The organism is Falsiroseomonas oleicola (assembly GCF_019029495.1).
GTDB classification, from domain to species: domain Bacteria; phylum Pseudomonadota; class Alphaproteobacteria; order Acetobacterales; family Acetobacteraceae; genus Falsiroseomonas; species Falsiroseomonas oleicola.
Window position 1 is genome coordinate 59,116 of the sequence record NZ_JAERQM010000009.1, and the last position, 13,193, is coordinate 72,308.

Consider the following 13,193-nt stretch of genomic DNA (forward strand, 5'->3'; position numbering starts at 1 on the left):
GCCGAACTCTTCCCAAGCCCCAGCCCAGCCGGCAGGCTGCGCCGGGGCTGAAGGAGAGTGGATGTGCGGATCGACGACCCGGCGGTGATCGCCGAAGTGCGGGCGGTGTTCGACCGCTACGAGGCGGCGCTGATGGCGAACCAGACCGAGACCCTCGACGCCATCTTCTGGGCCGATCCCCGCACCGTGCGCTTCGGCATCGCCGAGATCCTCTATGGCCATGAGGCGATCCGGGCCTTCCGCGCCTCCGTCACCGCCTATGCCCAGCGCATCCAGCGCCAGGTGCGGATCACCGCCTTTGGGCCGGATGTGGCCGCGACGCATCTGGAGTATGAGCGCATCGGCACCGGGCTGATCGGCCGCGAGACCAAGATCATGGCGCGAATCCCGGGGGAGGGGTGGCGGGTGGTCTCGGCACATGTCTCGCTGCTGGCCGGCGGCGATCCGGCGCGGGTCATGGGGGATCAGCGGTGAGTGGCGACAGACAGATGCATGTGGTGGTGATCGGCGCGGGCATCATCGGCGCGGCGACGGCGCTGGGGGCGCTGCGGGAAGGCTACCGGGTGACCATCCTGGAGCCCGGCGAGCCGGGCGGGGAACAGGCGGCGAGCTATGGCAATGGCTGCTGGCTCAGCCCGATGTCGGTGATCCCGCCCTCCAGCCCCGGCCTGTGGAAGAAGGTGCCGAAATTCCTGGCCGACCCGTTGGGGCCGCTGGCGATCCGCTGGTCCTATTTCCCGAAGGTGCTGCCCTGGCTGGCGCGCTACCTCTGGGCAGGGTGGACCGAGGCGAAGGTGGAGGCCACGGCGCGCGCCCTGCGGCCGCTTCTGGTGGGCTCCCCGGCGCTGCACAAGGACCTGGCGGAACAGGCCGGCGTCGGCGCGCTGATCGAACAGCGCGGCCTGGTCTACATCTACGAGAACCGGCAGCAATTCGAGGCCGAGGCGCTGGCCTGGCGGGTGCGGAAGAAGGTCGGCATCGAATGGCTGGAGCTCGGCGCCGATGAGATGCGCCAGCGCGAGCCGGAACTCGACCGTCGCTACACCTTCGGCGCATTGGTGGAGGAGGGCGGGCATTGCCGCGATCCGGGCGGCTATGTCGCCGCCCTGGTGGCGCTGGCCCGGTCCGAAGGCGCGGAATTGCGGCGGGAAAAGGCGACGGGCTTCCGGATCGAGGGCGGGCGCCTGAAGGCCGTGCTGACCCAAGGCGGGGAGGTGGCCTGCGACCGCGCGGTGATCTCGGCCGGCGCCTATTCGAAGCACCTCGCCGCCGCTGCGGGGTCGAAGGTGCCGCTGGAGACGGAGCGCGGCTACCACGCCATGGTGGCGGATGCAGAGGTCGGGCCGCGCACGCCGATGATGCCCTATGACGGCAAGATGTCGATCACCTGGACCGATCGTGGCCTGCGCTGCGCCGGCCAGGTGGAGATCGCGGGGCTGGAGGCGGCGCCGAACTGGAAGCGGGCGGAGATCCTGCGCGACCATCTTCTGCGCAGCTTCCCGGGCCTGCCGCGCGACCTGCCGGCCAGCCGGGTGAGGATGTGGATGGGGCACCGCCCCTCCATGCCCGATGGCCTGCCCTGCATCGGCCCCGCCGGCGCCTCCCCGGATGTGCTCTGCGCCTTTGGCCATGGCCATGTCGGGTTGGTGGCGGCACCACGCACGGCCACGGCGGTGGTCGATCTGCTCGCCGGAAGGTCCCCTGCGCTCGCCATCGAACCATTCCGGCCATCGCGCTTCGGATAATCGCGCTTTTCGCTGGTTTTTCTTGCTACCTGGTGCAATCTTGCATGGTGGCGGCCCTGCATCGTGTCGGGTCGTGTCCACCAGTACGGATTGCATAAGATCGTGTTTCCCGACAACGAGCAGGGCGGCGCCGGGTCCGTCGAAGCCGAAGTGAAGTGGTACAATGCCCGCAAGGGTTTCGGCTTCGTCCTGGGACCGGATGGACAGGACGTCTTCTTCCACGCCTCGGCCTTGACCGAGGCGGGCATCGAGCCGCCGGATACCGGCGACAAGCTGAACTGCGAGATCGGGACGGACCGTCAGGGCCGGCGCCTCGTCACGCGGATCTATTCCGTGATCAAGGGTCCGGGCGGTGGTGACAGGGGCCCGCGCCCCGGTGGCTTCGGCGACCGTCCGCCGCGCCGCGACTTCGGTGGCGCCCCGGGCGGCTTCGGCGATCGTCCGCCGCGCCGCGACTTCGGCGGCGCCCCGGGCGGTTTCGGGGATCGTCCGCCGCGCCGCGACTTTGGCGGCGCTCCGGGCGGCTTCGGCGATCGTCCGCCGCGTCGTGACTTCGGTGGTGCGCCGGGTGGCTTTGGTGGTGGGGGCTATGGCGGCGGTGCCGGGGGCGGCTTCGGCGCGCCGCGTGGCAATTTCGGTGACCGTCCGCCGCCGCGCCGCGACCGCGCCGAGGAAGGTGGCCCGACCTATGCCGTCAGCGGCACGGTGAAGTGGTTCGACCAGGTGCGCGGCTTCGGCTTCGTCACGCCGGAAGATGGGGGCCAGGACGTGTTCCTGCACTCCTCCGTCCTTCAGCGCGCCGGCCGCGCCGATGTGCAGCAGGGCGAGAAGGTGGCGCTGGATGTGCGTGACGGCCAGCGTGGCCGCCAGGCCGTCAATATGAAGGAATAGGCCACTTCCCTTCTGGGTTGCGTGGGTCTGACCCCTCGGTGGCTCAAGCCTACAAATCATCACGCTTTTGGCGTCGCCTGCGGGACCCCGGCCGGGAAATCGGCCGGGGTCTTTGCGTTCAATTCATCTTTTTCGCCTGAGGCGCGCATCGCATCTGATTCGTTTACGCACTGTTCACGGTTTACGGGGAGTGTAGGGCCACCGCGACGGCCGATGCGCCGGATGTCGGGACGATCCACGGGAAGACCCCGGAGAACCACGCCATGTCATCGACCCGTCTTGAGCCTTTGCCCCTGACCTGCCCAAGCCTGCCACCCCGTCAAGCCGGGCTGTTCTACGACCCGGTCCTGCGCATGGGCATTTCCTGGCTCGACGGCGCCGCGCCACGCCCGGTGCCACGCAGCACGCCCGTTTCAGGCCAGCATGCCCGCATGGTGCAGGCCGTCGCCGGCATCGTCGCCATCGCCGCCGAACGCGCCCGCCAGAGCGGCGAGCTCCCGGCACTGCGCGATGCGCTGGAACGTGCCCTCGGGCAGAGCCCGGCGGATTCGGAGCCCACCGATCCGCGTGAGCAGGGATTGCCCGAGCCGGCCCCGATCCACGACGCCGATCGCGGCAATGAGGGGGAACGCCTGGGCACCCTGCTGCGCCGCCAGTCGCGGCGCTGAGGCGCGCCTGGAGCGACGCACCACACGCTCACCAATTGTTGGAACGCGCGGTTCCGGCCTTCGCCTCTTCTGTCATCGCGTCTCAGCCGAAACGGGTCGGGCGCAGGCCGCCCTGAAGCCAGGACACCAGCGTGTAGATGTCGAAGACGGGCAGGCCGAGTTCTGCCTGCAAGGCGGCCGCATAGGGCGGCATATTGGTGCATTCCAGCACGATCGCACCGACCTCCGGATGTCGCGCCACCAGGGCGCGCCCGGCCTCCAGGATGTCCTGCTCGGCCAAAGCGACATCCAGGTCCGATTTCTCCGCCTTGATGAGCACGCGGAAGAATTCGCGCCCCGTCTCCGTCCCCTCCACCGGCACGTCCAGCGGCACATTCGCGGCCTGGAGATGCGCGGGCGTCAGCGAGCCGCGGCTGACGGTGATGACGCCGACACGCTTGCCGGGCGGCAGCATGGCCTGCACCCAGGGCACCTGCATCAGGGAAGATGTCGCCACCGGCACCTGCACGGCCGCCGCCAGCTCCGCCTGGAACAGTGACAGGAAGCCGCAATTGGTGGTGATGGCCTCCGCGCCCAGATCCACCAGGTCCTTCGCCGCGGCGATGAAATCCGGCAGCAGCCCGCGCGCACCCTGAAGCACCACCTTCTCCGGACTGGCGCCGCGCACCACGCGGAACAGCACGGGGAAGGGCCAGGTCGTGCCATTGCCCATGTCGCCAGGGATTCGCGGAAAGCGCGCTTCCAGCATCAGGATGCCAAGTGGTGCGCCATAGATGGATTTGCCGCCACGGGCGAGGCGCGGCGCATTGGACAGGTTTTGCATGGCCAAAGCCTAGCCTCGCTTCGCTTTCTGTCCAGACGCCCGACGCAAGGGGTTGCGCGCCAGTCACCGGGGCGGTTCCTTGTGCCGTCAAACAGGCCCAACGGGATGCCAAAACCATGAAACTCCGACATCGCCTTCTTCTGCCGCTGCTGGCCCTGATGGGCGCCGCCCCTGCCGTGGCGCAGGACAACTGGCCTTCGCGACCGATCGAATTCCTCGGCGGCTTTCCCAATGGCTCGGGCGTGGACATCTATGCCCGCCGCATCGCCGCGCCGCTGTCCCAGGCGCTGGGCGTGCCGGTGGTGGTGAACAACCGCGTCGGCGCCGGCGGCAACATCGCCTCCGCCCATGTCGCGCAGGCGCGGCCGGATGGGTACCTGATCCTGTTCGGCACCGCCGGCACGCATGCCATCAACGCCACGCTGTATCGCCGCCTGCCCTTCGACCCGATGCGCGACGTGACCCATATCGCGCATCTGGGCGATGTGCCGAATGTGCTGATCACCAGCATGCAGCACCGGCCGCAATACACCGATTGCGCGGCGCTGGTGGCGGATGCCAAGGCACGGCCCGGCGCGCTGAACTATGCCAGCACGGGCAATGGCGCTTCCACCCACCTGGCGGGCGCCCTCTTCGCCTCGACGGCGGGGATCGACATGCTGCACATTCCCTTCCCCGGCCAGGGCCCGGCCATGGCGTCCCTGCTCGGCGGGCAGACCGACCTGTTCTTCAACCAGGCCGGTCCCTCGGTGGGCATGATTCGCCAGGGTGCCGTGCGCGGGCTGGGCGTGACCACCCCGCAGCGCCTGGCCGCATTGCCGGATGTGCCGACCATCGCCGAGGCCTGCAACCTGCCGGGCTTCGAGAGCACCACCTGGTACGGCGTCTTCGGCCCTCCCGGCCTGCCGGCGCCGATCCAGCAGCGCCTGAACGCCGAGATCCGCAAGATCATCGAGGCGCCGGAATTCCGCGACTGGCTGGTGAACAGCCAGGGCATCGCGCCGTCGACCGTGCGCACGCCGGAGGAATTCCGCCGGGTGCATGAGCAGGACATCGCTCGCTGGGGCCAGATCGTGCGCGCGGCCGGCGCCCAGGTGGATTGACGTAATACCAACGGCCCTTTCGCGTGACCGCTCCAGGGCCCCTCAGTCGTGCCGGAGGCACGCCAAAGGCGTGACGGGCGGAAACCTCCGGTTTCCTTGGCTCCGCGGCATAAGCCGCGGCGGCCGCCCGGACCGGTCAAGAGACCGCTCCGCTGGTATAAGAGGGGGCGCCATTGCGCCCCCTTTTCTCAGGACAGGATGAAATCCGCCGCTGTCAGCTCATGCAGGCCGGAGATCACCACATACATCTCCGGCACCAGATCCTGGTCCGCACTGTCGAGCTGGATCACCGTATTGCCGGCGAAATGCAGGAAGCGCAGCCCCGGCGTGCCCGGCGTGAAGCCCCCGGCGCCGAGCAGGACGAATTCCTGGATACCGGGCAAGGCGAGGTCGCCATCGATTGCGGAGAAGTCCAGGCGATCCTCCCCCACCACGAAATCCAGCACCCGGTCCCGCGCCGCCAGTGTGCTGTCCTCCAGCGACGTCCAGCGGAACACATCGCGCCCGGCATCGCCGCGCAGCCGGTCGGCGCCAAGCCCGCCTTCCAGCGTGTCATCCGCCGCGCCGCCCAGCAGAACGTCATCACCGGCCCCACCCATCAGCAGGTCCGCGCCCGCCTGGCCGAGCAGGTAGTCGGCGCCATCGCCGCCGGACAGCGTGTCGAGCCCATCGCCGCCGAACAGGCGATCCTCGCCATCGCCGCCATCGAGGCTGTCATCGCCGGCATCGCCCATCAGGCGGTCGCGATCCGCGCCGCCGAACAGCACATCGCCGTCCTCGCCACCGGACAGCGTGTCGCGGCCGGCATCGCCGCTCAGCGTATCCGCGCCGAGGCCGCCGGTCAGCAGGTCGTCCCCGTCGCCGCCCGAGAGGCTGTCATCGCCCGCCTCGCCGAGCAGGCGATCCCGGCCGAAGCCGCCCTCCAGCGTATCGTTGCCATCGCCGCCCAGGACACGGTCATCGCCACGACCACCGCGCAGCAGGTCATCGCCGCCGAGGCCCAGCAGCGTGTCGTTCCCGGCCAATCCGCTGATCGCATCGGCGCCGGCCGTGCCCAGGCGGCGGTCGGGCGTCGGCGGGTCCGGCGCGTCCTGCGTGCCCAAGTCGAAGGTGGCGAGGCTGGCATAGAGCGCGGCATCGGCCGGGATCAGCGTCATGCGCCCGGCCTCCAGCACCGTCTCCGTCACGTCATCGGCCAGCAGGAACAGTGTCACGCTCTGCGCCGTCTCCCCGGCGGCGAAGCTGACGGTGCCGGAGAAGGCGGTGCCCGGCGCGAAATCGGCCAGCGAGAGGCCCTCAGGCACGAAAATCCAGCCGAGCGTGCGGGCCACGGCAACATCGGCGCCGCTGCGGGTGAACTGGAAGGTGATGGGGGTGTCGCTCTCGCCTTCCAGCACGAAGGACGGGTCGGGCTGGATCACCAGGCCGCTGTCGTCATCCAGGATGGTGCCGGTTGCACTGCCTTCCAGGATCGGCTGGCCCACGGCGTTAGACAGGGTGAGGGTCAGCGCCTCATCCGCCTCCACCAGGCCGTCATCGAGGATGCCGATGCGGATGGTACGGCTGGCCTCGCCGGCGGCGAATTCCAGGGTGCCGGAGAGCGCGGTGAAATCGGCGCCGGCGGTGGCATCGACCCCGGTGATGTTGAAGTCGACGCTGCCCGCCGCCGCGGCATCGCCGCGCGTGACGGTGAAGACCAGCTCTCCGCCGCCCTCGGCCACGCTGGCGTCTTCCACGCGGAAGCCGCCTTCCACCGGCGTGTCGTCATCGGTGATGGTCACCACCACGCTGTCATTCAGCAGGATGCTGCCACCCGGCGCCAGGAAGGTGACGGGCGTGGTCGACAGTTCCAGGCGGAAGGTCTCGTTGGTGAAGCCCAGGCCGGGCAGGGCCTCATCGATCGCGTCGCGGACGATGGGGATGAAGATGGATTTCTGCGTCTCGCCGGGCGCGAAGGTGATGCTGCCGCTGGTCGCCAGCAGGTCGGCCTCGACATTGGCGAAGCCGAGGCCCTCGGCCTGGTTCACCGCCTGCCAGGTGACCGTGACCTCGTGCTGCACGCCGGCCACCAGGCGCACCTCCACCGCGGCGAAGGTGGCGCCGGGCCCGGTGCCTTCCACCACCACGGCATCCTCGGCGCTGATCTCCGCCGTCACCCAGCCCTGGCGATAGGCGTAGTGCCAGACGCCGGGCTGGCCGATGATATTGCCGGTGGTGACCAGCGCGGCGGCCGCCTCCGGGTCCTCCGCCGCATCCAGGCTCGGCGGTAATTCGGTGATGACCACCTCGCCGTCGAGGACGGTGGCGAAATCCGTCATCACGGCGCGGCCGGCGACGGTGGTGAAGAACAGGTTGTCGCGGAAGTTGAAGGAGGGCCACTCCAGCGATTCGTAGCGGAAGGTCACGTCGAAATCGATCGATGTGGCGCCCGGATTGGTCGCGGGGCGTAGGATGAGCTGGAAGGCGTTGCGGCCTTCCGCATCGTCGATCTCGGAGCCGCCGCCGGAGGCCGGCAACACATCGTCCCAGGTCACGACAAGGGTGCCGGTCGCCTCGTCCAGCTCGTACCAGACCAGATTGGTGCCGCGGGAGGTGCCGCCTTCGCTCGTCGGCAGGGGAGTCTGGTCGGTGTCCACCGGGCTCCAGAAGGGGGCCAGGATGGGTGTGATCGTCTCCCGCACGCCGACGCCCGGGCCTTGCGGCGGGATCTCCGGCAGTTCCGCGCGCTCCCCCGTATCCGGGCGGAATTGGATGAAGCCATCCTGGTTCACCCAAAGCGCCGAATAGAAGTTGCCGAGGAATTTGAGGCCGGAGCTGGCGTTGAAAAAGTCCGCCAGGTCGATCGGCACCAGGCTCCAGCGCGAATCGGCGGGCAGCGCATTCTCCCCGAAGCCCGCGGGGCCGCCGAAGCCATTGATCAACAGTGCCATGCCGGGTTCCTGTTTCCTGGACGTCCGGCACAGAGTGAGGTTGGCGCGGAAAGCGTCAACCTCGTTTCGGTTTCATCGAATTTCGCGGAGGCGGGTCAGTTCCGCCGGCGGCGCGGCTTCCTAGTTGCGCCTCCGGCGCTGGGCCGCCTCCTCCTGCCGCATGGTCACGAAGACCTCGTAGTCGGAATGCTGCGTCGGTACCCAGCCGATGACATTGCCGCGTTCCACCGCGCGGTGGATCTCCGGGTGCGCGGCGGGCAGGGCCAGGTGGAAGGCGGTGATATCCGCCTTGAAGCCATCCGGCGTGTCCTTGCGGACCACGATCGGGCCGTTCTTGATCGGGCGGGACTGCCAGATGATGCGCAGGTCGCGCATGTTCAAAAGGCCCTTTTCCGCCGTGGCCCGCAGCATGCCCCGCGAAAAGCCCTCGGAGGCCTCGCCGACGCCCGAGGCCCAGGTGACGCCGGCATCGAACTGCCGGCCCATGACGGCGACGATGGCCTGTTCATGCCCGCCGGCGAAGCCGGTGCGGCTGAAGAACTGTTCCGGATTGATCCCGGCGGCGCGCAGCTCCGCGCGCGGAATCAGGTAGCCGCTGGCGCTGTTCGGATCGGCCCAGGCCATGGTGCGGCCGCGCATCTGCTCGATGCTGGTGATGCCGCTATCGGCGCGGGTGTACATGACGGCGATGTAGCTGGTGCTGCCATCGGCTTCCTGCGTCACCAGGATGGGTTCCACATTGCCGTTCGATTCCATCCAGCTCGCCGCATAGGCGGCCGGCGACATGGACGCCATCTCGATATGCTTGCCGGCAAAGGCCTGGACCACGCCGGAATAGTCGCTGGCCTGGAACAGCCGCACGGGGACGCCGAAGGTCTCCTCGATCAACCGGCCGTAGGCGCCGTAGCGGCCGATCCGATCCGCCTCATTCTCCCCACCCAGAATGCCGATGCGGATTTGTGGCAGTTGCTCCGCCCAGGGGCGGCGGCCCTTGGCGGGCATGGCCGGCGCCTGGGCCTGCGCGGCGAGGGGGGTGAGGGCGGCGGCGGCGATCAAGGCGCGACGGCGGATCAGCATGGGTGCGGGTGCCTCGGTGACGGGACGGAGACAGTAGCGTGACACTCCGCGCGAATCACCAGGATTGGGCGTCGGGGCGCAGGATCGCCTTGGTCGTCGTCGCCAGGTTGCGCGGTTCGGGCTTCGGCATCTCCGGCCGTTCCATCCGGCCCCAGCCGGCGGCCTCCACCACCGTGCCGCCTTCCATGACGATGCGGCCGCGCACGATGGTGGCGACCGGCATGCCCACCGTCTCCATCCCCTCGAAGGGGGTGAACAGGCTGCGCGTGCTGTGCAGCTCCGCGCCACGGATCACACCCTCCTTCGCCGGGTCGACCACGGTGATGTCGGCATCGGCGCCGGGCTGGATTACGCCCTTGCGCGGGAAGAGCCCGAAGGCCTTGGCCGGGGCGACGCAGGCCATGCGGATATACTGCTCCATGCTCATGCGGCCCTGATGCACCTGCGTCAGCATGAGACGCATGGAGGTCTCGACACCGGGGAAACCGCAGGCATTGTCCCAGAAGCTGGCATGCTGCTTTTCCGCCATGGCATGCGGCGCGTGGTCGGTGCCGATCATGTCGATGGTGCCGTCGAGCAGCGCCTGGAAGATCGGCGCCCGCTGCGCACCCTCCCGGATCGGCGGGTTCAGGCGGGCGATGCGGGCCTTGTCGCCAACCAGATCCTCGGCGGCGAGCAGGAAGTATTGCGGGCCTGTCTCCACCGTGATCGGCACGCCGCGCGCCTTGGCATCCCGGATGATGGGGATGGAGCGCATGCAGGATTCATGCGCGATATGGATGCGCGCCCCGGTCCATTCGGACAAAGTGATGGAGCGGTTGAGGCTTTCCAGCGCCGCGATATCGGCCCGCGCCGCCAGATGCGCGAAGGCATCGTCCCGGCCCGCCGCCTTCATCCGGTTCTCCCGCCAGAACAGGATCGGCGAGTTCTCCGCATGGATGGTGCAGCGCAGGCCGAGGCTGGCCAGGATTTCGAAGCCTTCCAGCACCGCGCCGTCATTGGGCGCGGGCAGGTTGCCGGTGGTATTGCCGTAGAACAGCTTGAAGGCGATGACGCCGGCCTCGGCCAGCGGCTCGATCGCATCCAGCGCGCGCTCGTCGAGCAGGCCGTACAGGCCGTAATTCACATGCGCCTGGCGGGCGGCCGCTTCCTGCTTGATGGCCAGCGCATCGAGCGACCAGACCGGCGGGTCGGTGTTCGGCATGTCGAAGATGGTGGTGACGCCCCCGGCGGCGGCGGCGCGCGTGCCGGTGGTCCAATCCTCCTTCTGCGTCATGCCGGGTTCACGGATGTGCGTGTGCACGTCGATGGCGCCGGGGATGACGAATTTGCCAGCCGCCGCCATGGTGCGCCTTGCGCGCGGCGCGAAGTCGCGATGGCCGACGAAGACGATCAGCCCATCCTTCACGGCGACATCGGCGGCGAAGCGGCCGGTCTCGTTGACCACGGTGCCGCCGGTGATGAGCAGGTCGGCGTAGAGTTCGGTCATGATCAGATCACCCAGCCGCCATCGACGGTGAAATCCTGCCCCGTGGTCTGGCGCGACAGGTCGGAGGCGAAGAACAGCACGGCATTGGCGACATCCACATCGGTGCTGATGCGGCGCAGCGCGTATTCGCTGGCATGCTTCACGCGCGCCTCATCGAGGCTGATGCCCTCCTTCCGCGCCATGGTGGCGAGCACGTTGTCGAAGCGATCGCCCTCCACCATGCCGGGGGCGACGCAGTTCACATTCACATTGTGCGGGCCGAGCTCCAGCGCCGCGGATTTCGTCAGCCCGCGCAGGCCCCATTTGCTGGCGGAATAGCCGGCGCGCCCGGCGCGGCCGCGCATGCCGAAGGTGCCGCCGACATTGACGATTTTTCCCGACCTGGCCGCGATCATGATCGGCGCGAAGGCGCGCATGGTGAGGAAGCAGCCGGTCACGTTCAGGCGCAGGATCTCGTCGAATTCCTCCGGCGTCGTCTCCCAGAACGTCTTGCCGAGGGGGCCACGGCCGCCGGCGATGTTGATCAATGCGTCGCAGCGGGTGAAGCTGGCGAGCACGGCCTTGGCCATGGCGTCCACGCTGGCCGCATCCATCAGGTCGCACCCAAAAATCTCGGCGCGGCGGCCCATGGCGCGGACCTGTTCGGCGACCGGTTCGATGGCGGCGGTGTCGCGGCCGACCAGGGCCAGGTCGGCGCCGTGTTCGGCCAGCAGCAGGGTGCAGGCGGCGCCCATGCCCTTGGCGGGGCCGGTCACCACCGCCACGCGATCCTTCAACAGCATGGTGTCCTCTCCCCCATCAGTACCTCCCTCTCCCCCTGACAGGGGGAGAGGGCCGGGGTGAGGGGGGCTTCATCGACCGGCGGCCACGCCCCTCTCACCCATCCCTCTCCCCCCTAAGTGGGGGGAGAGGGCTATCACTCCGCCTTCAGCAGGCGCTTCGACCGCGTCCAGCCCTTGGCCATGGCCCGGCAATGGCAGGCCACATGCGGCGCCACCGCCTCGCACCATTCGCGCGCCCCGGCATTCACGCCGCGCAGGCGCTCCGCGGCGGCATTCGCCTCCCGCGCCAGCTTCGCCTCATCCACGCCGAGCACGCGGCGGTCGCGCAGCCGCCATTGGCCGGCGACCATGACATCGGCGACGGCGCTGCCATCCTCGGTCCAGACCATCTGGTTCGCCGCATCGTTCAGCGGCGCCCAGTTCACATGGTCCAGGTCGAGCAGCACGAGGTCCGCATTGCGCCCCACCTCGATGGTGCCGCCCTCCAGCCCCATGAGCTTGGAGGAGCCCTGGGTCGCCAGCCGCACCGTCTCCGCCGTGCCGAGCCAGTCGTCATCCTCGGCATCCTCCCACAGGCGGGAGGCGAAGGCGGCGAGGCGCATGGCCTCGAACATGTTCTGGTTGTCGGAGGAGGAGGAGCCATCGGTGCCGATGCCCACCGTGACACCAGCAGCCAATGCCTTGCGCACCGGCGCGATGCCGGAGGCCAGCCGCATATTGGCGCCGGGATTGTGCGAGATGCCGGCGCCGCGTTCCGCCAGCAGCGCCAGGTCGTCCTCGGTCAGCCAGACGCCATGCGCCACGCTGAACCAGGGGCCGACCAGGCCCAGCCTGTCCATATGGCCGAGCAGCGTCGCGCCGTCGTAGCGGATTTCGCCGCCCGCGGCCTGGTAGCGGCTTTCCGCGACGTGGGATTGCATCGGCAGCCCATGCTCGGCGGCAAGCTTGCGGCAGGCCTTCAGGAAATCGTCGGTGCCGTGCAGCGGGATGGTGGGCGCCACGCCGAAGCGGATGTGCCGCCCGCCATGCGACCAGCCGCGGGCGATGGCGTCCATCGCGCCCAGGGTCTGCGCCGCCGGCGCGGCGGACATCGCGGCGACCTTGCTGCGGAAGGGCTCGGGCAGGCTCTCGATCAGGCCGGGCGTTGCCTGGAAAAAGGTGAGGTCACCCAGCATCGGCGCCAGCACGGCGCGGATGCCGACGGCGGCATAGGCCTCCGCCATCGCATCCAGCCCCTCGGCGGTGGGCAGCGGGATTTCGGAGGGCAGGTCATAGACCGCGGTGCAGCCCTTCTTCAGGTTCTCCACGGCGTTGAGCGCGGAGGACAGGTACTTGTCCTGCAGCAGCCGCCCGCCGGTGACCCAGGGCGCATGGGCCAGCAGCAGCGCCAGGTCCCATTTGTCGCCCGAGCCCTTGGCGAGGCCGCCATGGCCATGGGTATGGCCATTCACCAGGCCGGGGATGATGAGGCGGCTTTGGGCGTCATGGGTCTGCGCGGACTCCACCTGCGTACCAGGCGGCAGCAGCGCGGCGATCTTGCCGTCCTCGACCAGCACGTCCTGGTAGCTGGTGGACAGCGCATCCGGCGCCAGAACACGGGCGCCGGTCAGCAGCGTTTTGGACATGCTTTCAAAGCCTCGCGTGACATGCGGCCGGTGCGTTTTGCACCGGCCGAGCGGCCGACT

Annotated in this window: 11 protein-coding genes; 5 read left to right on the plus strand and 6 right to left on the minus strand. The window is 69.1% G+C overall.

Translation table 11 applies throughout. The features are described 5' to 3' along the window. The first annotated feature begins 63 nt into the window (after nucleotides 1–63). The 4 genes from JJQ90_RS23625 to JJQ90_RS23640 all read left to right on the plus strand — a co-directional run bounded on the left by JJQ90_RS23625 (nucleotide 64) and on the right by JJQ90_RS23640 (nucleotide 3,304). Nucleotides 64–474 carry an AtzH-like domain-containing protein gene (locus JJQ90_RS23625; RefSeq protein WP_216878743.1) on the plus strand — a complete coding sequence of 137 codons (411 nt, stop codon included), beginning with the start codon at nucleotides 64–66 and terminating at the stop codon, nucleotides 472–474. After that, entirely contained in the window at nucleotides 471–1,745 is a 1,275-nt protein-coding gene (locus tag JJQ90_RS23630; RefSeq protein WP_329959507.1) for an NAD(P)/FAD-dependent oxidoreductase, read from the plus strand. Before JJQ90_RS23625 ends, JJQ90_RS23630 begins: the two co-directional genes overlap by 4 nt. A 102-nt stretch (nucleotides 1,746–1,847) precedes the next feature. Further along, nucleotides 1,848–2,636, plus strand: coding sequence for a cold-shock protein (locus JJQ90_RS23635; protein WP_216878744.1), 789 nt, complete (start codon nucleotides 1,848–1,850; stop codon nucleotides 2,634–2,636). Between the two features lie 263 nt (nucleotides 2,637–2,899). Next, nucleotides 2,900–3,304 carry a hypothetical protein gene (locus JJQ90_RS23640; RefSeq protein WP_216878745.1) on the plus strand — a complete coding sequence of 135 codons (405 nt, stop codon included), beginning with the start codon at nucleotides 2,900–2,902 and terminating at the stop codon, nucleotides 3,302–3,304. 82 nt (nucleotides 3,305–3,386) lie between these two features. On the opposite strand, the gene JJQ90_RS23645 is transcribed toward JJQ90_RS23640, so the two are convergent. After that, a complete protein-coding gene (locus JJQ90_RS23645) occupies nucleotides 3,387–4,127 on the minus strand; it encodes an aspartate/glutamate racemase family protein (RefSeq protein ID WP_216878746.1) in 741 nt (246 codons plus the stop codon). A 116-nt stretch (nucleotides 4,128–4,243) separates the two neighbouring features. Here JJQ90_RS23645 and JJQ90_RS23650 point away from each other — a divergent pair, with 116 nt between their 5' ends. Continuing rightward, nucleotides 4,244–5,230 carry a Bug family tripartite tricarboxylate transporter substrate binding protein gene (locus JJQ90_RS23650; protein ID WP_216878747.1) on the plus strand — a complete coding sequence of 329 codons (987 nt, stop codon included), beginning with the start codon at nucleotides 4,244–4,246 and terminating at the stop codon, nucleotides 5,228–5,230. A 188-nt stretch (nucleotides 5,231–5,418) separates the two neighbouring features. On the opposite strand, the gene JJQ90_RS23655 is transcribed toward JJQ90_RS23650, so the two are convergent. The 5 genes from JJQ90_RS23655 to JJQ90_RS23675 form a co-directional block, all read right to left on the minus strand. Then, the gene (locus JJQ90_RS23655) at nucleotides 5,419–8,160 is read right to left on the minus strand and encodes a Calx-beta domain-containing protein (protein WP_216878748.1); all 2,742 of its coding nucleotides are present in this window, start codon (nucleotides 8,158–8,160) and stop codon (nucleotides 5,419–5,421) included. Between the two features lie 120 nt (nucleotides 8,161–8,280). Then, nucleotides 8,281–9,237, minus strand: a complete 957-nt coding sequence (gene phnD / locus JJQ90_RS23660) for a phosphate/phosphite/phosphonate ABC transporter substrate-binding protein (protein ID WP_216878749.1) — start codon at nucleotides 9,235–9,237, stop codon at nucleotides 8,281–8,283. 55 nt (nucleotides 9,238–9,292) lie between these two features. Further along, entirely contained in the window at nucleotides 9,293–10,726 is a 1,434-nt protein-coding gene (locus JJQ90_RS23665; RefSeq protein ID WP_216878750.1) for a dihydroorotase, read from the minus strand. Between the two features lie 2 nt (nucleotides 10,727–10,728). After that, nucleotides 10,729–11,508, minus strand: a complete 780-nt coding sequence (locus tag JJQ90_RS23670) for an SDR family NAD(P)-dependent oxidoreductase (protein ID WP_216878751.1) — start codon at nucleotides 11,506–11,508, stop codon at nucleotides 10,729–10,731. Nucleotides 11,509–11,642: 134 nt separating this feature from the next. Beyond that, nucleotides 11,643–13,133, minus strand: coding sequence for an amidohydrolase family protein (locus JJQ90_RS23675; RefSeq protein ID WP_216878752.1), 1,491 nt, complete (start codon nucleotides 13,131–13,133; stop codon nucleotides 11,643–11,645). Nucleotides 13,134–13,193: the final 60 nt, after the last annotated feature.

Coding starts and splice junctions, on each gene's coding strand:
- JJQ90_RS23640 (WP_216878745.1), top strand. CDS start 2,900: ATGTCATCGACCCGTCTTGAGCCTTTGCCCCTGACCTGCCCAAGCCTG.
- JJQ90_RS23645 (WP_216878746.1), bottom strand. CDS start 4,127: ATGCAAAACCTGTCCAATGCGCCGCGCCTCGCCCGTGGCGGCAAATCC.
- JJQ90_RS23650 (WP_216878747.1), top strand. CDS start 4,244: ATGAAACTCCGACATCGCCTTCTTCTGCCGCTGCTGGCCCTGATGGGC.
- JJQ90_RS23655 (WP_216878748.1), bottom strand. CDS start 8,160: ATGGCACTGTTGATCAATGGCTTCGGCGGCCCCGCGGGCTTCGGGGAG.
- phnD (WP_216878749.1), bottom strand. CDS start 9,237: ATGCTGATCCGCCGTCGCGCCTTGATCGCCGCCGCCGCCCTCACCCCC.
- JJQ90_RS23665 (WP_216878750.1), bottom strand. CDS start 10,726: ATGACCGAACTCTACGCCGACCTGCTCATCACCGGCGGCACCGTGGTC.
- JJQ90_RS23670 (WP_216878751.1), bottom strand. CDS start 11,508: ATGCTGTTGAAGGATCGCGTGGCGGTGGTGACCGGCCCCGCCAAGGGC.
- JJQ90_RS23675 (WP_216878752.1), bottom strand. CDS start 13,133: ATGTCCAAAACGCTGCTGACCGGCGCCCGTGTTCTGGCGCCGGATGCG.